Annotated in this window: 18 protein-coding genes and 1 pseudogene; 13 read left to right on the forward strand and 6 right to left on the reverse strand. The window is 69.6% G+C overall.

Annotation, left to right across the window (positions count from 1 at the left end; translation table 11 throughout):
- Positions 1-93: 93 nt before the first annotated feature.
- The 8 genes from ACIOHC_RS31370 to ACIOHC_RS31405 all read left to right on the forward strand — a co-directional run bounded on the left by ACIOHC_RS31370 (position 94) and on the right by ACIOHC_RS31405 (position 7,699).
- Positions 94-693 (forward strand): hypothetical protein, encoded by a 600-nt coding sequence (locus ACIOHC_RS31370; RefSeq protein ID WP_365692806.1) that lies wholly within the window; start codon positions 94-96, stop codon positions 691-693.
- The gene (locus ACIOHC_RS31375) at positions 693-1,139 is read left to right on the forward strand and encodes a hypothetical protein (RefSeq protein ID WP_401844942.1); all 447 of its coding nucleotides are present in this window, start codon (positions 693-695) and stop codon (positions 1,137-1,139) included. Before ACIOHC_RS31370 ends, ACIOHC_RS31375 begins: the two co-directional genes overlap by 1 nt.
- Positions 1,140-1,246: 107 nt before the next feature.
- Positions 1,247-1,390, forward strand: a complete 144-nt coding sequence (locus ACIOHC_RS31380; protein ID WP_351086085.1) for a hypothetical protein — start codon at positions 1,247-1,249, stop codon at positions 1,388-1,390.
- Positions 1,391-1,503: 113 nt separating this feature from the next.
- On the forward strand, positions 1,504-1,995 hold the full coding sequence (locus tag ACIOHC_RS31385; protein WP_401844943.1) for a hypothetical protein: 492 nt from the start codon (positions 1,504-1,506) through the stop codon (positions 1,993-1,995).
- A 118-nt stretch (positions 1,996-2,113) separates the two neighbouring features.
- On the forward strand, positions 2,114-2,341 hold the full coding sequence (locus ACIOHC_RS31390; protein WP_401844946.1) for a hypothetical protein: 228 nt from the start codon (positions 2,114-2,116) through the stop codon (positions 2,339-2,341).
- A 493-nt stretch (positions 2,342-2,834) separates the two neighbouring features.
- Positions 2,835-4,001: an L-rhamnose isomerase gene (gene rhaI / locus ACIOHC_RS31395; RefSeq protein ID WP_401844948.1), complete on the forward strand. Its 1,167-nt coding sequence runs from the start codon at positions 2,835-2,837 to the stop codon at positions 3,999-4,001.
- A 55-nt stretch (positions 4,002-4,056) separates the two neighbouring features.
- Positions 4,057-6,102, forward strand: a complete 2,046-nt coding sequence (locus tag ACIOHC_RS31400) for a bifunctional aldolase/short-chain dehydrogenase (protein WP_401844951.1) — start codon at positions 4,057-4,059, stop codon at positions 6,100-6,102.
- A 34-nt stretch (positions 6,103-6,136) separates the two neighbouring features.
- A complete protein-coding gene (locus tag ACIOHC_RS31405; RefSeq protein ID WP_351086075.1) occupies positions 6,137-7,699 on the forward strand; it encodes a rhamnulokinase family protein in 1,563 nt (520 codons plus the stop codon).
- 37 nt (positions 7,700-7,736) lie between these two features.
- Here the strand turns inward: ACIOHC_RS31405 and ACIOHC_RS31410 are convergent, their stop codons facing one another.
- Entirely contained in the window at positions 7,737-8,951 is a 1,215-nt protein-coding gene (locus ACIOHC_RS31410) for an IS110 family transposase (protein WP_401844954.1), read from the reverse strand.
- A 237-nt stretch (positions 8,952-9,188) separates the two neighbouring features.
- Here ACIOHC_RS31410 and ACIOHC_RS31415 point away from each other — a divergent pair, with 237 nt between their 5' ends.
- Positions 9,189-10,652, forward strand: coding sequence for an L-fucose/L-arabinose isomerase family protein (locus ACIOHC_RS31415; protein WP_351086071.1), 1,464 nt, complete (start codon positions 9,189-9,191; stop codon positions 10,650-10,652).
- Positions 10,653-10,742: 90 nt separating this feature from the next.
- Here ACIOHC_RS31415 and ACIOHC_RS31420 read toward each other — a convergent pair whose 3' ends face one another.
- On the reverse strand, positions 10,743-11,816 hold the full coding sequence (locus ACIOHC_RS31420; protein ID WP_351086069.1) for an enoyl-CoA hydratase/isomerase family protein: 1,074 nt from the start codon (positions 11,814-11,816) through the stop codon (positions 10,743-10,745).
- A gap of 299 nt (positions 11,817-12,115) precedes the next feature.
- Here ACIOHC_RS31420 and ACIOHC_RS31425 point away from each other — a divergent pair.
- Positions 12,116-12,363, forward strand: a pseudogene (locus tag ACIOHC_RS31425) (protein phosphatase); the annotation flags it as partial.
- A 212-nt stretch (positions 12,364-12,575) separates the two neighbouring features.
- Here the strand turns inward: ACIOHC_RS31425 and ACIOHC_RS31430 are convergent.
- From ACIOHC_RS31430 to ACIOHC_RS31445, 4 genes are all read right to left on the reverse strand, one after another.
- Positions 12,576-13,223 carry an LAETG motif-containing sortase-dependent surface protein gene (locus tag ACIOHC_RS31430; protein WP_351082909.1) on the reverse strand — a complete coding sequence of 216 codons (648 nt, stop codon included), beginning with the start codon at positions 13,221-13,223 and terminating at the stop codon, positions 12,576-12,578.
- Between the two features lie 289 nt (positions 13,224-13,512).
- Entirely contained in the window at positions 13,513-14,001 is a 489-nt protein-coding gene (locus ACIOHC_RS31435; protein ID WP_401844957.1) for a GNAT family N-acetyltransferase, read from the reverse strand.
- Positions 14,002-14,042: 41 nt separating this feature from the next.
- Positions 14,043-15,206 carry a DUF6397 family protein gene (locus ACIOHC_RS31440; protein WP_351082905.1) on the reverse strand — a complete coding sequence of 388 codons (1,164 nt, stop codon included), beginning with the start codon at positions 15,204-15,206 and terminating at the stop codon, positions 14,043-14,045.
- A gap of 96 nt (positions 15,207-15,302) precedes the next feature.
- Positions 15,303-15,716: a roadblock/LC7 domain-containing protein gene (locus tag ACIOHC_RS31445; protein ID WP_351082903.1), complete on the reverse strand. Its 414-nt coding sequence runs from the start codon at positions 15,714-15,716 to the stop codon at positions 15,303-15,305.
- Positions 15,717-16,253: 537 nt separating this feature from the next.
- Here ACIOHC_RS31445 and ACIOHC_RS31450 point away from each other — a divergent pair.
- The 3 genes from ACIOHC_RS31450 to ACIOHC_RS31460 are packed head-to-tail and all read left to right on the forward strand — an operon-like array spanning position 16,254 to position 19,874.
- The gene (locus tag ACIOHC_RS31450; RefSeq protein ID WP_351082901.1) at positions 16,254-16,619 is read left to right on the forward strand and encodes a metalloregulator ArsR/SmtB family transcription factor; all 366 of its coding nucleotides are present in this window, start codon (positions 16,254-16,256) and stop codon (positions 16,617-16,619) included.
- Entirely contained in the window at positions 16,603-19,329 is a 2,727-nt protein-coding gene (gene mgtA, locus ACIOHC_RS31455) for a magnesium-translocating P-type ATPase (protein WP_351082899.1), read from the forward strand. The genes ACIOHC_RS31450 and mgtA overlap by 17 nt, the downstream gene beginning before the upstream one ends.
- Positions 19,326-19,874, forward strand: a complete 549-nt coding sequence (locus ACIOHC_RS31460; RefSeq protein ID WP_351082897.1) for a GNAT family N-acetyltransferase — start codon at positions 19,326-19,328, stop codon at positions 19,872-19,874. The genes mgtA and ACIOHC_RS31460 overlap by 4 nt, the downstream gene beginning before the upstream one ends.
- The last annotated feature ends 18 nt before the right edge of the window (positions 19,875-19,892 follow it).

Here is a 19,892-nt window from a genome sequence, read left to right on the forward strand (position 1 = left end):
CCCGTACGCGCCGATTTCATGATCGCTGCCGGGTGCTCCGGCACCCGTAGCGTCCTTCTCGCCCTGTCATTTCGGCGAAAAGAGCGCCTCTTCATGCCTGTACGTCCGCTGTCCGGCTTCTCGTCCCCCTCGGCCTCCCGCCGGGGTTCGCTCCTGCGCAGACTGGTCGTCACCCTTCTCCTTCCGCTGCTCACGCTCGCGGGCAGTGCGCTGCTCACCCCTGGGACGGCTCTGGCCGCCCGTGCCTCCGCACCGTCGGCCGGCGTCGTGCACTCGACCGTGTCCGATCCGGCTTCGCCGTGCACCAGCGGCGATCCGGTCGTCTGCTCGATCCGGGGGATGACCCCCGAACAATGGGCACAGGCGCGCGAGATCCGGATCCGCTACCACGAGTTGCTCGACTCCATGGAGCGGGTGGAGGACCGGATGCGCGCCGAAGGCCGTTCCGACGAGGAGATCGCCCGCGTACTGGTCGCCATGCGCAACGAGGCCAAGGACATCACCCGCGCGGGCATGTCTCCGGAGGCCGTGAAGGCTCTTGAGGCACGCAACACGGTGAAGTACGGCAACCCGCTCGGCCCGACGGCCGACCAGCAGTTCGCCAAGTACGGCAGCTGGGCGGCGGTCATCGACGCGGCGACCCGCAGCAACGCGGCGGTCGACCAGGAGCTCGGCCTGGAGCCGCGTCACTGATGTCCACGACAGTGCTGCAGGACTACGACCGTCATGGCCTCGTGTGGGCGCTGGACCCGGCCTCCGGACTGCTCGTCCCGGCCTCCGGCCGCTGCCATGGCTTCGTCCATGTCCTGCCGCACGGCACCGGCACCTTCGCCGCCCTGTACGCCGACGACGCGGCTCTGTGGCTCCAGTTCGGTGAACGCCGGTGGGACGGTGAAGAGGTGACCGTCCAGCACGTGCAGCGACCCGACGGCGCCCGCGTCGTCACTGTCGACCATCCGTCCGGCCCGAGGTGGCAGACGCAGCTGCCACCGCCGGACACCGGCCCGTACGATCCGACCTACGACTGGACCGACACCCTCGCGGACAATTTCTTCCTCTGGGCGGACGAGCAACTGTCCGACCCACATCGCCGGGCCGTTCTGCGCGATCACTATCGGCGGGGCTTCGCCCCCTTGTAGCGCTGTGACCGGAAGGGCTTGCCGGGATCAGAGGGCCCGAGACGGTCCGGAATCCGGTGCGCGCGATAATGGTGGATGCTACATCTTTCTAGGAGGTGTCCACGGACGTGGGGGACTCACCGGTCGGCAACATCACTGCCCTGCGCGTACTCACGGATCCGGCGTGCCTGTCCCGGTACCAGCACGACGAGGCCGAGTGGGCGCCCTACGGAACTCCCCCGTCCGGTGAAGGGGACGCTCCGCGGGTGTGACCGGGGGCCGTCGGGTGCGATGGTGTCGGCATCGGCCGACCGACCGGCCGCATCAGCGCTGTCAGTGGGTCGACGCACACTGGCAGCAGTACGGAACGGGCGGAGGGGCGCTGATGGACAGCGAGAACGGGACCGGTTTCGAACCGGCCACCGGGGACGGGCCGGCGGCCCCGATACCGGACGAGAGGCGGGCCGCTTCGGTTCGTACGGCGTTCGAGGGAATGCTGCAGATCCGGCGGCTGACGAACACCGGGCTCGGCAGTCCGGAGAGCGTACCCGCACGATGGGAGACCCTCCGGCCGATACGGGCCATCGCCCTGGCCCTGGAGGCATCGGGTCTGGCCGCCTCGGCCGTTGACGAGTCAGGACTGCGGATCGCGACGGGCTATCGCCTGGAGCACGGCGAATCGGCGGGCAGCGTAAGGGTCGAGTGGCTCGGCCCGCCCGGCAGCGGGGCCGCCCACGCGGAGGAGAGCGAGTTGGCCCGGTGCGCCGCTGTGCTGCGGGAGTTGGGCTGGACGGTGTTGCTGTACCGCGGGCCACGCCGAAGAAGGTTTCTGGAGGTCGAGCCACCGGCCGGTGTCGGACCACCGAACGGCGACTAGGAACCCCTCGTTCGGATCAGACCGGCTCGCGTGCCCGGCACCGCGTCGCACGGACCGGCATTGTCAGACCCATGGGGGATGCTGGTGGGTCCGACACCTCTGACCGGGAGATGCTGAGATGCGCAATGACGAACTCGCCGCGGCCCAGGCGTATGTCCGGCTGCTGCAGGCCACTCGGGCGGCGCTCGCGGAGCCTGACGAAGTTCCCCTGTACATGTCTTTGCTCGCCTCGCCGATCGCGGAGGCCGACGGCGCGCTGGAGCGTGCGGGGCTCTGCGGCAACGAATCCCGGTTCTTCGATCTGGTGCGCTCGCTTCAACCGAGCGTGTCCGGCCACGGTCGCTGAACGCACCTGTCGAACAAGGCCGCTGGACGGCATCGCCGTCGCGATGTCCTCCGGCGCCGGACGGACCGGGCAGGGCCGGCCCCGTCCGGCGGTCGGCGGACGAGGAGACGGCGGCCCGAGAACGGGCGGCGGTCGAACGTTCCAGGGGCTGCCGGTCCTGAGTCAGGGCGCCGTCGCTCTTCACCTCGTCTCGCCGATGCGCCACCATGCTCTGAATCGAATCTGCGAGCCCTGCACGCTCTGAACCGTCCCGAGCGCGATCGACAGTGATCGGCCCGGACCGAACCCGCCGCGCGGCCGGCTCCCCGCCGGACCTGCTGACCATGTGCTGAATTGATTCAAGCCAGCGAGAAGCACCCCGGGGACACACTCGACTGCTGACTTGAGGCTTGACTGAAGGCTGACCGTAAACTTAGCGTACGTTCCGGATGAAACGATTCACACGCCGTCCGAACGACCACGGTCGCTGGATGACTCCGCTTGCGAGGTGTTCATGTCTGATGTGTCGGCCGTCAAGGCAGCCCTGAAGTCCCAGGTGATCGAGACGCCGTCGTGGGGATACGGGAACTCCGGGACGCGGTTCAAGGTGTTCGCACAGCCAGGAGTGCCTCGCGACCCGTTCGAGAAGCTGGAGGACGCGGCACAGGTGAACGCGTTCACGGGTGTGGCTCCGAAGGTGTCGCTGCACATCCCGTGGGACAAGGTCGAGGACTACTCCGCACTCACCCGACGCGCCGACGATCTCGGGCTGCGGATCGGCGCGATCAATTCCAACGTCTTCCAGGACGACGACTACAAGCTGGGGTCGGTCACGCATCCCGACCCGAAGGTACGCCGCAAGGCCACCGACCATCTGCTCGAATGCGTCGACATCATGGACGAGACCGGTTCCCCCGATCTCAAACTCTGGTTCTCCGACGGCACGAACTATCCCGGGCAGGACGACATCGTGGCCCGTCAGGACCGGCTCGCCGAGGCATTGGCCGAGGTGTACGGGCGACTGTCCGACGACCAGCGGATGCTCCTGGAGTACAAGCTGTTCGAGCCCGCGTTCTACACGACGGACGTGCCGGACTGGGGCACGGCGTACGCGCACTGCCTCAACCTCGGCCCCAACGCTCAGGTGGTCGTGGACACCGGACACCACGCGCCGGGCACCAACATCGAGTTCATCGTGGCCTTCCTGCTGCGTGCGGGGAGACTCGGCGCCTTCGACTTCAACTCACGGTTCTACGCCGACGACGATCTGATGGTCGGCGCCGCCGATCCGTTCCAGTTGTTCCGGATCATGCACGAGGTGGTGAAGAACGGCGGCATGAAGTCCGAGACGAACGTCAACTTCATGCTCGACCAGTGCCACAACATCGAGGCGAAGATTCCCGCCGTGATCCGGTCGGTCGCCAATGTGCAGGAAGCGACCGCCAAGGCCTTGCTGATCGACATGGACACACTGAGCACCGCTCAGCGAACCGGCGACGTCCTGGCCGCGAACGGCGTCCTGATGGACGCGTACAACACCGACGTGCGTCCGCTGCTCGCCGAGGTACGTGAGGATCTCGGCCTGGCCGGGGATCCGTTCGCCGCGTATCTCGCTTCGGGCAATCAGGAGCGCATCGCCGCCGCGCGGGTCGGTGGCGTGCAAGCCGGCTGGGGCGCCTGACCCAGCCCTCTCCCCCGTACACCCGTCCGCCCGACTGCGACCACGAAGGAATCCCATGACGTCCGCGACGCATCCCGAAGTCGCCGCCCTCCTGGAGCGGGCCCATCGGCTCGGATCCGACGCCCGCAACACCAACTACGCGGGGGGCAACACGTCCGTCAAGGCCACCGGCACCGACCCCGTCACCGGCGGCGAGACCGAGCTGCTGTGGGTCAAGGGATCCGGAGGCGATCTCGGCACGCTCACCGAGGCAGGTCTCGCCGTGCTGCGCCTCGACCGGGTCCGCGCCCTCAAGACCGTGTATCCGGGGGTGGAGCGCGAGGACGAGATGGTGTCCGCGTTCGACTACTGCCTGCACGGCAAGGGCGGTGCCGCGCCCTCCATCGACACGGCGATGCACGCGCTGGTCGACGCCGCGCACGTCGATCATCTGCACCCGGACTCCGGCATCGCGCTGGCATGTTCGGCCGACGGCGAGAAGCTCACGGCGGAGTGTTTCGGTGACAAGGTGGCCTGGGTGGGCTGGCGCAGGCCCGGGTTCCAGCTCGGCCTGGACATCGCTGCGGTGAGGGCGGCCAACCCGCGGGCCGTAGGTGTGATCCTCGGTGGCCATGGCATCACGGCCTGGGGCGAGACCTCGGACGAGTGTGAGCGCAACGCTCTCTGGATGATCCGCACAGCCGAGACGTTCCTTCAGGAGCGGGGCCGGGCGGAGCCGTTCGGGCCCGTGTGGGCGGGCCGGGAGCCTCTCGCCGCGGATCAGCGCCGCGAACGTGCCGCAGCGCTCGCACCGCTGATCCGCTCTCTGGCTTCCACCGACCGTCCGCAGGTGGGCCACTTCACCGACGCCGAGCCCGTCCTCGACTTCCTGTCCCGTATCGAACACCCACGACTCGCCTCGCTCGGCACGTCGTGCCCGGATCACTTCCTTCGGACGAAGGTCAACCCGCTCGTCCTCGACCTGCCCGCGGACGCCCCACCGGCCGAGACGGCGACGCGCCTGAAGGAACTGCACGGCCAATACCGGGAGGCGTATCGCGCGTACTACGAGCGTCATGCCGCTCCCGCCTCCCCCGCGATGCGCGGCGCGGACCCGGCGATCGTGCTGGTGCCCGGGGTCGGCATGTTCTCCTTCGGCAAGGACAAACAGACCGCTCGGGTCGCCGGGGAGTTCTACCTCAATGCCATCAACGTGATGCGTCGCGCCGAGGCCGTGTCGACGTACACGCCGATCGAGGAGTCCGAGAAGTTCCGGATCGAGTACTGGGAACTGGAGGAGGCCAAGCTGCGTCGGATGCCCGAGGCCAAGCCGCTGGCCACCCGGGTGGCGCTGGTCACGGGGGCGGGGTCCGGTATCGGCAAGGCCATCGCACGCCGGCTGGTCGCGGAAGGGGCCTGTGTCGTCGTCGCCGACGTCGACGCACGGAGCGCCGCCTCCGTGGCGCAGGAGCTCGGCGGGCCGGACAGGGCCGTCGCGGTGACCGTCGACGTGACGAGCGAGGAGCAGATCGCCGAGGCGTTCAAGAGCGCGGTGCTGGCCTTCGGCGGTGTGGATCTGGTCGTGAACAACGCCGGCATCTCGATCTCGAAGCCGCTGCTCGAAACCACGGCCCGGGACTGGGACCTCCAGCACACCATCATGGCGCGCGGATCGTTCCTCGTCTCGCGTGAGGCCGCGCGGGTGATGCGGGAGCAGAACCTCGGCGGCGACATCGTCTACATCACGTCGAAGAATGCGGTGTTCGCCGGCCCGAACAACATCGCCTACTCGGCCACGAAGGCCGATCAGGCTCACCAGGTACGGCTTTTGGCGGCCGAGTTGGGCGAGCACGGGATCCGGGTGAACGGCGTCAACCCCGACGGGGTGGTGCGTGGATCGGGAATCTTCGCAGGTGGCTGGGGTGCCCAGCGTGCGGCCACGTACGGCATCGAGGAGGAGAAGCTCGGCGAATTCTACGCCCGACGGACCATCCTCAAGCGCGAGGTGCTCCCGGAGCACGTCGCGAACGCCGTCTTCGCATTGACCGGCGGGCACCTCACGCACACGACCGGCCTCCACATCCCCGTGGACGCCGGTGTGGCCGCGGCGTTCCTTCGATGACCTCTCCCGCTCCGACGACCCGGATGAGAGTTCCATGCCTGTGACGTCACGAAGCGGCACGGTCTTCGCGGCCGTGGACCTCGGTGCCACCAGCGGGCGGGTGATCACCGGCCGGGCCGGGCCCGACGAGCTCGTGCTGACCGAGGCGCACCGCTTCCCCAATGTCCCGGTCCGGCTGCCGGACGGGCTGCGGTGGAACGTGCTCGCCCTGTACCAGGGGATGCTGGACGGTCTGCGGACGGCGGGCCGTGGCGGACCGCTCACCTCGATCGGCATCGATACCTGGGCGGTCGACTACGGCCTTCTCGATGCCGACGGAGCGCTGCTCGGGTTGCCGTTCCACTACCGCGACAGCCGTAACGGCAAGGCCGTCGAGCAGGTGCTGGCCGAATGCGGGGCGCAGGAGCTGTATGCCGTCAACGGGTTGCAGCATCTGCCGTTCAACACGGTGTTCCAGCTCGCGGCGCGTCGTGCGAATGCCCAGTGGGGTGCGGCACGGACGATGCTGTTGATCCCCGACCTCATGGTGCACTGGCTGACCGGCACGCTGGGCGCGGAGCCCACCAACGCCTCGACGACGGGTCTGTTGGACGCGTCCACCGGGACCTGGTCCGATGCGTTGATCGGCCGGTTGGGTCTGGAACGTTCCTGGTTTCCCGCGTTGCGTGAGCCGGGTGAACCGGCGGGGACACTGTTGCCGCATGTTGCCGAGTACACCGGTCTTCCCGCCGGTACGCCGGTGACGACCGTCGCCTCGCACGACACGGCATCGGCGGTCGCCTCGGTGCCCGCGACCGAGCCCGGATTCGCCTATGTGTCCTGCGGTACATGGTCGTTGGCCGGCCTGGAGCTGTCGGCTCCGGTTCTGACGGAGGAGTCCCGGGCGGCGAACTTCACCAATGAGCGTGGGGTGGACGGCACCATCCGTCACCTCCGCAACATCATGGGCCTGTGGCTGCTTGAGGAGTGCCGACGCGCCTGGGGCAGGCGGGGGACGGCTCCGGGCCTGGCGCAACTGCTCGCAGAAGCGGCCCGTGCCAGGCCGTTCGCCGCAGTGATCGACCCCGACGACGAGATGTTCCTTGCCCCGGGTGACATGCCGTCGCGGATCGACGCCCACCTCGTGCGGAGCGGGCAGGTTCCGCCCGACAGTCCTGGTGGGTATGCGCGATGTGTACTGGAGAGCCTGGCCCTGGCTCATCGAAGGACGCTGCGGCAGGCCGCCGGGCTGGCGGGGCGGGAACTGACCCGGATCCATCTCGTCGGCGGGGGGTCGCGCAATGCGCTGTTGTGTCAGTGGACCGCCGACGCCACCGGGCTGCCCGTCACGGCCGGTCCCGCCGAGGCGACGGCGCTCGGCAACATCCTGCTGCAGGCGCGCGCCCATGGCCTGGTGGGCGACCTCATGGACATACGACGACTCGTCGCGCGGACCCAGAAGTTGCGCCAGTACACCCCTCAGGGAGATCAGCGGGCCTGGGACCGGGCTGCCGCAAGGCTGGCACCCGTCCGAGCCCCGGACGCCCGGGTGGCGACCCCGGCCCCCTCCGTGGACACCCGGGCCCTCGATGGACGACGAAGGAAGGATTCCCAATGACGTTGTCAACCCCCGTCGGTGACCCCTTGTGACTGGGTCATGCCGCTGTGGCGGCGGGGCCGGGGGTGACGGCCTCGAAGGTCCGGTGGTCGCGTATCAGGGCCCAGAGCACGTTCAGGCGGCGTCTGGCCAGCGCGAGGACGGCCTGCTTGTGGGACCTTTCCTCGGCGCGTCTGCGCTGGTAGAAGGTCTTGGACTGGGGGCAATGCACCGCGGCGACCTGGGCGGAGAGGTAGAACATCCGCGGGAGTCGGCGGCTGTAGCGTCTGGGCCTGCGCAGGTTGCCGCTGACCTTGCCCGAGTCGCGGGGGACGGGAGCGAGTCCGGCGACGCCGGCGAGCCGGTCGGGGCTGCCGAAGGCGGTCACGTCGCCGCCGGTCGCGGCGATGAACTCGGCGCCGAGCATGTCACCGATGCCGGGCATGCTGGTGATCACTTCCGCGTCGGGATGCTCGCGAGGACGGCCCTCAATGAGGGCGTTGAGCTCGGAGATCTCCTCATCGAGGGCCATCACCTCCCTGGCCACGGTGTGGACCGTCTTCGCAGCGGTCCTCTCCCCGGTGACGACGGTGAACTGGGCCTCGGCAGCGGTCACCGCGGTGTCGGCGGCGCTCTTGGCGGTGCTGAGAGTGCGGACGCCGTGGTTCTTGAGCCAGGTGGACAGCCGGGCCCGGCCGATCCTGCGCAGGGCGGCCGGGGTCTGGTAGCCGGTGAGCAGGATGAGCGCGGTCTTGGACGTGCTGTAGTCGAAGGCCCGTTCCAGGGCGGGGAAGTACTCCAGGATCTGGGCCCTCAGCCGGTTGATGGCCCTGGTGCGGTCGGCGGACAGGTCCATGCGGCGGGCGGTCAGGATCTTCAGGTCGACCGCGATCTCGCTGGTCTCCCGCAAGGGCCGGAGGTCGCGGCGCATGCGTGCCTGGTCGGCGATGACGAAGGCGTCCTTGGCGTCGCTCTTGCCGTCGCCCCGGTAGGCGCCGGAGGCGTGGTGGACGGTTCGGCCGGGGATGTAGAACAGCCGCTGCCCGTGGTCGACCAGCAGGGCGATCCACAGCGCGGCCCCGCCGGCGTTGAGATCGACCGCCCAGGTCACCGGGCCACCGTCGGCCAGGTCCAGGACATCACCGAGCAGTTGCAGCAGCTCGTCCTCGTTGTTCGGTACCCGGCGCGAGAGCACCTTGGTGCCGTCCGTGTCGATCACGGTGCAGTGGTGTTCGGCCTCACCCGCGTCCGTCCCCGCCCACAGTTCGGGCACCCGAGCCTCCCTCGTCGTTCTCCTGTGCTGGCCCAGCAGACGACCTCGCTGTCACGTCCATACGAGCGATTCGGTTTCGGGCATCCCAATCAGCAGTCGAGTCGTCGCAGGATGCCGGGCGGCCAATCCTTCCAAGCCACGAACGCGGCACCCGCATGACAGCCACACCCGGCATCCCTGGGTGTCCCGATCTTACGAATGACCACGATCAACCCACGAAGAAAGGTATGGAAGCTCATGACTGATGTCTCTTCCGCCGTGCCCGGCGGCGCGCTCGCCCGCACGGCGCGACGTCGTACCCGAGTCGGTCTGGTTTCCGGTGGGCTCGGCGCGTACTGGCCGCAGTTCCCCGGCCTCCTCGACCGGCTGCGGAACTCCGCGCGCTTCGTGACCGGACGCTTCGAGGAGCTGGGTTGCGAGGTCGTCGACGCAGGCTTCATCTCCGACCCCCCGGAGGCCGCCACGGCGGCCGAACGGCTGCGCAGGGCCGACTGCGACATCGTCGTGACGTTCCTGACGACGTACCTCACGGCATCGATGGTCCTTCCCGTCGCCCAGCGCACGCACACCCCGGTACTGGTCATCGACCTCCAGCCGACCGAAGCGATGGACCACGCCGACACCGACACGGGCAAATGGCTCGCCTACTGCGGACAGTGTCCGTTGCCAGAGATCGCCAATGTGTTCCGGCGCAGCGGCATTCCCTTCCGTTCCGTATCCGGCCATCTGCACGACGAGAACGCCTGGAACCGCATCCGCCGCTGGATCTCCGCCGCGCAGGTACGCAGCGCGATGCGGCACGGTCGGCACGGGCTGATGGGCCACCTCTATCCCGGGATGCTCGATGTCTCCACTGATATGACGCTGGTCTCGGCCCAGTTCGGCGGGCATGTCGAAGTCCTCGAATTCGACGACCTGCGGGTCCGCGTCGCCGACGTGACGGACGAGGAGGCGGTCGAGCGCGTCGCGGTGGCGCGTACGGTCTTCACGCTCGACGAATCCGTCGACGAGGACGATCTCGCCTGGGCCGCCCGGGTGTCGGTCGGGCTGGACCGGCTCGTCGAGGACTTCGGACTCGACAGCCTCGCGTACTACCACCGTGGGCTGGAGGGCGAGATCCACGAACGGCTCGGCGCAGGCATGATCCTCGGCGCGTCGCTGCTCACGGCCCGGGGGGTCCCGATGGCCGGGGAGTACGAGCTGCGCACCAGCCTCGCCATGCTGATCGCCGACACCATCGGCGCCGGCGGCTCGTTCACCGAGCTCCAGGCCCTCAACTTCCGCGACCGCGTCGTCGAGATGGGCCACGACGGCCCCGCCCACCTCGCGATCAGCGCCAAGGATCCGCTGCTGCGGGGGCTGGGTGTCTACCACGGCAAGCGCGGGTGGGGCGTCAGCGTCGAGTTCGACGTCAAGCACGGCCCCGTCACCACGTTCGGCATCGGTCAGGAAGCCGACGGGACCTTCGCGTTCGTCGCCTCCGAGGGCGAAGTCGTCCCAGGACCTCTGCTGGAGATCGGCAACACCACCTCCCGCGTCGACTTCGGCTTCGACCCCGGTGAGTGGACCGATGCCTGGTCCGCGACCGGCATCGGCCATCACTGGACGCTCTGCACCGGTCACCGTGCCAAGGAGCTCAGGGCCGCGGCCGACCTGCTCGGTCTGCCGTTCCGTACCGTCACCGGCCCGAACGATCTCTGAGCCGGACCGCGGTCCCCGGCGCTCCCCATCCGTTCCGGTCCTCGCCATCCGTTTGCGGTGCGTCACGCCCCGTCGTGGATCGTCTCGGTCTCAGTCCGTCACACGGGAGCCGATGTCCAGGCCGAGTTCACGGTCACCCAACGGCGCGAAGAACCGCGCGACGTCGGCCTCGGTGACCTCGGCCAGGCCGGCCGGGCTCCACCGAGGACTGCGGTCCTTGTCGATGATCTGGGCACGTACGCCCTCCACCAGGTCGGGCCGGGTGAAGGCGGTGCAGGACGTCCGGTACTCCTGGTCGAGCACCGCTTCCAGGCTGTCGAGCCGTCGGGCCCTGCGCAGGGCCGCGAGGGTCACCTTGAGCGCGGTGGGTGACTTGGCCAGGATCGTTTCGGCGGACTCCTTGGCGGCGGGGACACCGCTGTTGTCGAGCCGGTCGAGGATCTCCTCGACCGAATCGGCCGCATAACAGGAATCGATCCACTCCCGGTGCGTGGCCAGTTCACCTTCCGGCGCGGGCGCGGCATGGCGCCGGACGGTCTCGTCGACCTCGGCTGCCGTTCCGCAGGCGGCGAGCTCCGTGGTGAGCCCGGCAAGGGTCTGCGACGGTACGAAGTGGTCGGCCAGCCCGCAGAGCAGCGCGTCACTCGCGCCGACCGCGTCCGCGGTGAGCGCGAGATGGGTACCGAGCTCGCCGGGCGCGGCGCTGAGCAGGTGCGTCCCACCCACATCGGGGACGAAGCCGATACCGGTCTCGGGCATGGCGATGCGCGAGCGTTCGGTGACGACACGGACGTCGCCGTGGGCGGAAACACCGACGCCACCACCCATCACGATGCCGTCCATGATCGCGACGTACGGCTTGGGGAACCGCGCGATACGGGCGTTGAGCCGGTACTCGTCGCGCCAGAAGTCCAACGATGCACCGCCGCCCGCGCGGGCGTCCTCGTGGATCGACCGGATGTCGCCCCCCGCACAGAGGCCGCGCTCCCCGGCTCCGGTGATCAGGACGGCGGCGACGGTGTCGTCGGCCTCGGCTTCGGCGAGTGCTTCGTCGATGCGCAGCACCATGGCGTGGTTCAGCGCGTTGAGGGCGCGCGGGCGGTTGAGGGTGATGTGGCGGATGCGTCCCTCGGTGTGCAGCAGAACAGGATCTTCGTGGTTCATGAATGCGCTCCGGTCAGCCCCTGTACGGTATCGCCCGCCGTTCGCGGACGATCTTCCGCCGTCATTCTGCGGGGCACGTCGTGGGGCCGGGCAACGAGGGTGCGAAGGCCGTCCGTGCTGGCGTCGCCTCCGTTCCCACCGGGGTCCGCCTGGCAGCCCGCCGGAACCGGCTCGACAATTGAGGCACCCGTACGGGCCACGTCGGCCCGGCAGCCCCGGCGGACGATCTCCGGAGCAGGAATGACCGATCACGACCGGCAACCGAGCGCCCCCGCCCCGTCCGCTGAGCGAGCCGTCCGCTGAGCGAGAAGGGACACCACGGCGAGACCGCGACGGCAGAGCGGCTCGTCATGAATCGGACGGGCAGTTCGAGTGGGACCTGGACGCCCACACGCTCGACATCGACGACGCGGGCCTGCTGGTATTCGGTCTGGACCCCCGGACCTTCGATTCCCGGCCCGAGGCGCTGGTGAAACGGCTCGAACGTTCGGAGCGCACCCGGCTCAACAGGGCGATCGGCGAGGTGATCAAGGGCGGGCGTAATTCGGCCGTCACCGCTCGTTGCAGTATCGAGCCCTGCGGCGAGGGGAAGGCGGTCTGGTGCGAGAGCGGGCCCTCGACACCGGCGGACACCACTCGGCCACCGCCCGCGGAACGGGCGTGACGAGCACGCGGAGGGGTGTGCCGCCTCGCGAACGAGGCGGCACACCCCCGGCCGACGGTCCCGATACGGTCCCGCGGCAGGGCCGTTGGCCTACGTCAGTGCTGTGCGGTACGACGCTTGCGCACGGACCACATGATGCCGCCACCGGCCAGCAGGACGGCCACAGCCGCTCCGGCGATGATCGGGGTGGCGGACGAGGAACCGGTCTCGGCCAGGTCCGACGAGCCGGGGCTAGAAGAGGCCGCCGCGGGGGCGGACTCCGAAGCCGCCTCGCTGGGCGTGGCACTGCCGACGGGTGCCTCCGAGGAGGGCGCCTGCGACGGGGTCCCCTCGGACGGTGCGGGCGACGGGGTGTCGTCCGAGGGCGCGGGCGACGGGGTCGTGCCCTCGCACACCGGTGCCTGCTTGGTCTCGTCGCGCGAGAAGTTCTCTCCGTCGCCCGCCTTGACGACGAGGTGAACCGTCAGTTCCTTGTCGTGCTCGGGCAGCTCGAGCTTCTTGTGGAACTCCCTGCCGAAGGTCTCGGTGGGCAGGAGGTCCTTGCCGTCGACAGTGACGGTCACCTGGTTGGTGACGTTGCTGTTGTAGGCGGTCAGGTCGAGGCTCACCTCGGAACAGGTCACGGCCCAGGTGGGTGTGTGAGCTGCGGCCGGACCGGCGGAAAGGACCGCGCCGGTCAAGCCGACCACCGCAGCGGCCGCGAGTGTCCCCGCAGCACGCAACGATCTCCTGGGTATGGTCATGAAATTCTTCCTCCGCATATGTTTCATCGCCCGAATGGCGGTGGGGCGCACAGTACTGCCCCTGCCGACGGTGCGCGCACCCGCCCCATGGAGCCTCCGAAGTCACAACCGGGCCCACATCGCAACAGGTTGAGACATGGCGGACACGGCGTGCGAACGGGGGCAGGCGAGTTGCGGTGCGAAACGAGTGGCAGCCTCCCGCGCGGAGCGGTCTGAGAGGTGGCCAGGAGAGTTCCGTCGGTGGCCGGTCGGTGGTCACAAGGGTTGCCGAGCGGACCGCCGCACGATGTCACAGAATGCGGTGCATGATGTGCATTCCGACGAATCCCCGTGTCGGATGGTTGAACCCCTCGGGCAGGGTTCCCAGGATTTCGAAGCCGAGCGACCGGTAGAGCCGTACGGCGTGGGTGTTCGTCTCGACCACGGCGTTGAACTGCATGGCTCGAAATCCCGACGAGCGGGCCCAGTCGAGCGTGTACACGCACAAGGCCCGGCCCACACCCTGCCCGGAGCGCCGGGGATCGACCATGTAGCTCGCGCCGGCGATGTGCGCGCCATTGCCCATGTGGTTGTTGTTCATCTTCGCCGTGCCGAGGACCGTCCCGGCGTCGTCGACCGCGACCACCGCTCGGTTCGGTGACCTGAGGAGCCACCAGGAGCGGGCCTCGTCCTCACCGAGATCGAGCGGATAGGTGAACGTCTCGCCCGCGGCCACGATTTCGTGGAAGAACGGCCAGATCGCAGGCCAGTCCTCGGCGGTGGCTTCTCTGATCAGCATAGGGACCAGGATGTCGGCGCCGGACTCCTGGCGCGAGTCGTTTACCGGCGAGGCCGTCGCGGCGTGAGCCTGCGCAGCCCCAGCCGGGCGAGCAGCCCAAGCGCGTGTTCCGGCAATGCCGCAGGCACCGGAACGGGCCCGGAATCGGGCTCACCCACCGGATCGGAATCGCGCACGGGGTCAAGAGCGGATTCGCGCTCGGCCACCCGTGCGCTGTCGAACGCCGAGGCGGACTCGATGGCCGGGGTGGGGCCACACGCGGGAGCGTGGTCACGCCCCGAGGCAGGTTCGGCGTCGCAGCCGGCCACGGAACGGCAGTCGGCCCCGACGCCGACTCCCCCTTCAGGTCCGTACTCGCTCTCGAACCCTTGCACGCCATCAGGCCCTCGCCCATGCACACGGTCGAAGCGGGGGCGCCGTTCGTCACCCGGCCGCGGTGCCTGTCGAGCTTCCCGCGCGTGGTCCAGCTCCATGATCAGACCGACCCGCCGCCACAGCATCTCGTCCGGTTCGTCGGCCTGCATCAGGCGTGCCTGGGTCTCCCGCGCCATGATCGATCCCGTTGGCCCGAAGGCCGGTTCGGGCCGGATTCTCGCGAGGTAGGCGCGCTCGTACGGATCATCGACAACCTCCGCCAACTGCACCGGATCCAGGGTGCCGGCGAGTACCGCGGCACGGGCCCAGGGATCCTCCAGGGAGCTCAGCAGCCGTTCGACCCTGCGCGAGCGCCAGTCGCGCGCGCGACAGTCGGCACCTGCCTCCAGCCGACCACGCACCCAGTCCGGGCTCTTCCCCACCAGAAGGCGGGGTTGGCGGACGGCGAACTCCACGAGCTCCTGGGCGAGATAGAGCCAGACCACCGTCCGGTACCGGTTGAGATAGAAGGTGATCGGCGTGAAACATCCCGCGCGGGCCAGTCTGGTGAAGCGGCCCGGACTGATCCCCAGCAGTTGAGCCCCCTCCGCAGTCCCGACGGTACGCACCCGCTCCCGCAGGACCTCCGGGAACCCGTCCTGCGACCGCAGCCGGTCGACCTCCTCCCGACGGACCCTGGGCCTTCCGCCGCCCTGCTGCACCAGCACACGGACCAGACCCATGTGGACCGCGACGGCGAACTCGCCACGCTTCAGCTGAAGCTCCTGAGCCGCCGTGCCCACAGCCATCGTGCGCGCGGTCTCCCGACACACCGATTCGGTAACGCTCATGGTGCACTCCCCCGTGAGATTTGGTTACTCTCTGTGAGTACCGTAACTCGCGGGAGATACCGCCCGCACGACCTGTGGACAACTCCCGTCCGCCGGTCAGGCAGGGTCGTTTCCTGCGCTTCCCGCCTGCCTCGCGGCGACACCGAGATGTTCGCCGACCCGGTTGACGAGCAGCGTCATCTCGTACGCGACCTGGCCCACGTCGGCCTCGGCCGCGCTCAGCACACACAGGCAGCTGCCCTCGCCCGCGGCTGTCACGAACAGCAGCGCCTCGTCGAATTCCACCATGGTCTGCCGGGCCTTCCCAGCCCGGAAGTGGCGCCCCGAACCGCGCGCGAGGCTGTGCAGGCCGGACGACACCGCGGCGAGATGCTCGGCGTCCTCACGTGCCAGGCCCGTGCTCGCACCGGTCACCAGTCCGTCGTTCGACAGCACCAACGCGTGCCGTATGTGCTCGACCCTGCTCGTGAGATCGTCAAGAAGCCAGTCAAGTCCCCTGTCCAGCGCCATTTCCCCGCTCCTCCCCGCTCATGCGTTCCCCGTGCCCCACGTTTCACGTAAGCCTTGCGCACTGGTCACGTACGGGCAAGCATTCCTTCGTCATGTGGCCGGGTCCGGGCCCCTGTCGGGCGACGGCCGGCCGGGGACGCGCCCCAGGTCGCCTCGGGCGGTCAGTCGCCCGCCGAGAAGTTCGACGTCGGCTTCCCCTCCGGGTCCCCCGCATCCGACGGCAACGCATGCCGCGACAGCGTGGCGACGGGGAAGCCGCCCCGCGGAACACGAGCGCCCACACAGCAGTGCGGCCGCTTCCACTCGCTCACTGACCGGACGAGTCCCCCATCCGATTCACGTTCCTGGGCACGTCTCTCGTGCCCTGTCGTGGCTGCACGCGGGCGTTCCGGTACTCCGGCTCCCACCCGCGCTCCGTCGGTTTCCGTCCGCTCCTGTTCCCTCTCCGGCGAACGGCCCGCGGACGGCAGACGTCCGGCGCCTACACTGGAGACTTCGGGCGCGAGCAGTCGGCCCACGCTGACAGGGAGAGCAAGAGTGTCGACAGCTGCCGACGGTGGTTTCACGGATCCGCCCGCGGAGGTACTGGTGGAGGCGGCCGCCGCCTTCGGCCTGCTGGCGACACCCGCGCGGCTGCACATCGTGTGGGCCCTCGCCCAGGGCGAGAGTGATGTGACCGGCCTCGCGGACCGCGTGGGCGGCACCCTGCCGTCGGTGAGCCAGCATCTGACGAAGCTGAAACTGGCCGGTCTCGTACGGTCACGGCGCGAAGGCCGCCGGCAGGTGTATCTGGTCGACGACCCCGATGTGGTAACCGTCGTCCGTTTGATGGTCGGCCAGCTCGCCGCACGCGCCGGACACACGCCCGAGCAGTCCGTACGCCTCCGTGAGCTCGGTGCCTGAGAGCAGTGCCGCCGCAGGTCCCGGCAGCACCGACCCCGATGACCCGTCCGCCGTCGTCGTGCCGATAGCGAGCGCGGCGGCCGGCCGGAGCGCCGCCGCCGCTGTCGCGCCGCCCACGCCGTCCGTAGCCGGGCCGACCTCCTTGCAGGTTCTCCGTTCACTGGACAGCGGCCCTCGGGGGCTGCAGGAGGCGCAGGCGGAGGAACGGCTGGCCCGGTTCGGCGAGAACACCTTGCCGGCCTGGCGTCCGGTCTCCTGGCCCCGCCGTTTCATTCGCAGCCTGCGGGATCCGTTCACCTCGGTGCTCCTCTGCCTGGGCCTGGTCTCCGCGGCGGTGGCCTCGTGGGGCACGGCCTCGGTGACGCTGGTGCTCGTGGTCGTCAGCTGCGTGTTGCGCTCCGCGGAGGAACATCGGGCCGACCGCTCCACGGCCGCGCTGCGGGAACTGGTGGCGACCACCGCTACCGTGCTGCGGCGCACCGGGCCGGATGCCGTGCCGCAGGCGCGTGAGCTGCCGGTCGGGGAGCTGGTGCCGGGCGACGTGATCCGCCTCGGTCCCGGAGATCTCGTGCCGGCCGACGTACGGCTGCTGCGCGCGAGCGGCCTGACCGTGCATCAGTCGGCCCTCACCGGCGAGTCGGCACCGGTCGCCAAAGAGCCCGTCGACGCTCCGGACCGGGACCGGGACCGGTCGCCGGGCGCCGGGCCCGGTGGCGAGGCCGGACTGTTCGCGCGGCCGGAGCTGTGTTTCCAGGGCAGCAGCGTGGCATCCGGCAGCGGCACGGCGGTGGTGACGGCCACGGGCGCGGACACCCGGTTCGCCGCCGCGTACGACCGTTCGGCACGCCACCGCGGCACGAGTGCGTTCGACCGTTCGGTCCAGGGGATCTCCTGGACGCTGATCCGGTTCATGCTGCTCACCCCGCCCCTGGTGCTGATGGCCAACGCTGCTCTGCGCGGCCGCGGTCTGGAGACGTTGCCGTTCGCCGTCGCGGTGGCGGTGGGTCTGACTCCGGAGATGCTGCCGGTGATCGTCACGACGGCGCTGGCCCGGGGCGCTTCGCTGCTTGCCCGCCACCGTGGGGTGATCGTCAAACGGCTGCCGGCCCTACATGATCTCGGCGCGATCGATGTGCTGTGTCTGGACAAGACCGGAACGCTCACCCAGGACCGGCCCGTCGTCGAACGGTCGCTGAACGGATCGGACCGGTCCGATCCAGAGGTACTGCACTGGGCCGCGGTCAATGCGCTGTGGACGCTGCAGCTCGCTGATCTGCCCGCAGCCGACGCACTCGACGAGGCGGTGCTGGACGCGGCCGAGGAGCAGGAGGAGGCACTGTACGCGTACGACGGTGTGGCCGCGCTGCCGTTCGATCCGGTGCGGCGGCTGGGCACCGCCGTCGTACGCAGTCCTGGGAGGCTCGGTGTCCACACCCTCGTCACGAAGGGGGCGGTGGAGGCGGTGCTAGACCGCTGTTCCCTGGACGACGACGAACGGGACCGGCTGAGGGCCCTGGCCGCCCGTGAGTCCGCGAACGGCCTGCGGCTGGTCGCGGTGGCCCGGACCGAGCGGCCCGCCCGGCTCGGTGCGTACACGGCGGCCGACGAGCGGGGGCTGACCTTCCTCGGCTTCGTCGCTCTGCGGGACGCGCTCACGCCGAGCGCCGCTGAGGCCCTGGGCGTGCTGGAACACCGGGGCGTCTGTGTGAAGGTCCTCACCGGCGACGATCCCGGGACGGTCGCCCGCGCCTGCCGGGACCTGGGCCTCGATCCGGGCGAAGTCGTCTCCGCGGCTCGGATCGACGCGCTGTCAAACGAGGAGCTGGCCGATGCCGCCGACCGGGCCACGGTCTTCGCCCGCTGCACGCCGGAGCACAAGGCCCGGATCGTCTTTGCGTTGCGCGCCTCCGGGCACACCACCGGTTTTCTCGGCGACGGCGTCAACGACCTGCCCGCGATGCACGCGGCCGATGTCGGCATCTGCCCGCGCAACGCGGTCGACGTGGCGCGGGAGACCGCCGATGTGGTGCTCGCCGAGAAGGATCTGGCGGCCATCGATCACGCGATCACGGCGGGTCGGCACTGCAGCGGCAACATCGCCACGTATCTGCGCATCACGCTCTCGTCGAACCTCGGCAATGTCATCGCGATGCTCGCCGCGGGGCTGATGCTGCCGTTCCTGCCGATGCTTCCCGCGCAGGTCCTGGTGCAGAACCTGTGCTTCGACGTGGCGCAGCTCGCGTTCGCGTTCGACCGGCCGGCACCCGCGGTGCTGCGGCGGCCGACGGTGCTGCGTCCGCGCGACTTCCTCCGTTTCATCACCGGGTTCGGTCTGCTGAACGCCACCGCCGACCTGGCGACATTCGCCGTGCTGGCCTACGCCTTGCACGGTTCGGCGACGACGGGCGGGCAGGAGGCCTTCCACTCGGGATGGTTCACCGAGAACCTGCTCACCCAGGCTCTGGTGATGCTGCTCCTCCGTACGGGCCGCCGCTCCGCCGAGGGGCGCAGCGGGAGGCCGCTCCGGGCCGCGGTGTGCGGACTTGCCGTGGTCGGCCTGGTGCTGCCGCTCACCCCACTCGGGCCGCTCCTGGGCATGAGTGCGCTGCCACCGCTCTATTACCTGTTGCTGGCAACGGTCCTGGCTCTGTACGCATACGGATTGTGGGCGGCCCGCGCCCGCTACGAACGGAAGTGGAGATACTCATGACCTCGCCAGGCATCGACCACTCCGGGTCCGGCACCCGCCCTGGCGCCGGTGGCGGACAGATGGTGCGTGCTCGCCGCGCCACGATCGACGATGTGCCCGCGCTGGTGCGGCTGCGGGGACTGATGCTGACCGACATGGGAATCGAGACCGGGGGCGCCGACGCCCCATGGCGGGCGGCCTCCGCACGGTGGTTCACCGAGCAGATGCGCCGCCCTGACATGTTCGCGGCGTTCCTCGTCGACGACCCCGAGCTCGGCACCGTCTCCAGCGCGGTCGGGGCGTGCGATGCGCATGCCCCCAGCCCGGCCAATCCGAGCGGGCTGCGCGGGCATGTGTCCAATGTCAGCACCGACCCTCGTCGGCGCCGCCGCGGGCACGCCCGTGTCTGCCTCGAAGCCCTGCTCACCTGGTTCCGGGAGGAGACCCGGGCCACGGTCGTCGATCTGAACGCCACGGGGGACGGTGCCGCGCTGTACGAGTCGTACGGCTTCACGGCTCCCCGGCACCCGGCGTTGCAGCTTCGGACGGGGCGAGCACCGCGCTGAGCGCCGTGGTCCCGCTCC

The organism is Streptomyces sp. NPDC088252 (assembly GCF_044740965.1).
Taxonomy (GTDB): domain Bacteria; phylum Actinomycetota; class Actinomycetes; order Streptomycetales; family Streptomycetaceae; genus Streptomyces.

What these genes read in the sequence shown, in the direction of transcription:
- ACIOHC_RS31370 (WP_365692806.1), top strand. Translation starts at nt 94, where the DNA reads ATGCCTGTACGTCCGCTGTCCGGCTTCTCGTCCCCCTCGGCCTCCCGC.
- ACIOHC_RS31375 (WP_401844942.1), top strand. Translation starts at nt 693, where the DNA reads ATGTCCACGACAGTGCTGCAGGACTACGACCGTCATGGCCTCGTGTGG.
- ACIOHC_RS31385 (WP_401844943.1), top strand. Translation starts at nt 1,504, where the DNA reads ATGGACAGCGAGAACGGGACCGGTTTCGAACCGGCCACCGGGGACGGG.
- ACIOHC_RS31390 (WP_401844946.1), top strand. Translation starts at nt 2,114, where the DNA reads ATGCGCAATGACGAACTCGCCGCGGCCCAGGCGTATGTCCGGCTGCTG.
- rhaI (WP_401844948.1), top strand. Translation starts at nt 2,835, where the DNA reads ATGTCTGATGTGTCGGCCGTCAAGGCAGCCCTGAAGTCCCAGGTGATC.
- ACIOHC_RS31400 (WP_401844951.1), top strand. Translation starts at nt 4,057, where the DNA reads ATGACGTCCGCGACGCATCCCGAAGTCGCCGCCCTCCTGGAGCGGGCC.
- ACIOHC_RS31405 (WP_351086075.1), top strand. Translation starts at nt 6,137, where the DNA reads ATGCCTGTGACGTCACGAAGCGGCACGGTCTTCGCGGCCGTGGACCTC.
- ACIOHC_RS31415 (WP_351086071.1), top strand. Translation starts at nt 9,189, where the DNA reads ATGACTGATGTCTCTTCCGCCGTGCCCGGCGGCGCGCTCGCCCGCACG.
- ACIOHC_RS31420 (WP_351086069.1), bottom strand. Translation starts at nt 11,816, where the DNA reads ATGAACCACGAAGATCCTGTTCTGCTGCACACCGAGGGACGCATCCGC.
- ACIOHC_RS31430 (WP_351082909.1), bottom strand. Translation starts at nt 13,223, where the DNA reads ATGACCATACCCAGGAGATCGTTGCGTGCTGCGGGGACACTCGCGGCC.
- ACIOHC_RS31435 (WP_401844957.1), bottom strand. Translation starts at nt 14,001, where the DNA reads ATGCTGATCAGAGAAGCCACCGCCGAGGACTGGCCTGCGATCTGGCCG.
- ACIOHC_RS31440 (WP_351082905.1), bottom strand. Translation starts at nt 15,206, where the DNA reads ATGAGCGTTACCGAATCGGTGTGTCGGGAGACCGCGCGCACGATGGCT.
- ACIOHC_RS31445 (WP_351082903.1), bottom strand. Translation starts at nt 15,716, where the DNA reads ATGGCGCTGGACAGGGGACTTGACTGGCTTCTTGACGATCTCACGAGC.
- ACIOHC_RS31460 (WP_351082897.1), top strand. Translation starts at nt 19,326, where the DNA reads ATGACCTCGCCAGGCATCGACCACTCCGGGTCCGGCACCCGCCCTGGC.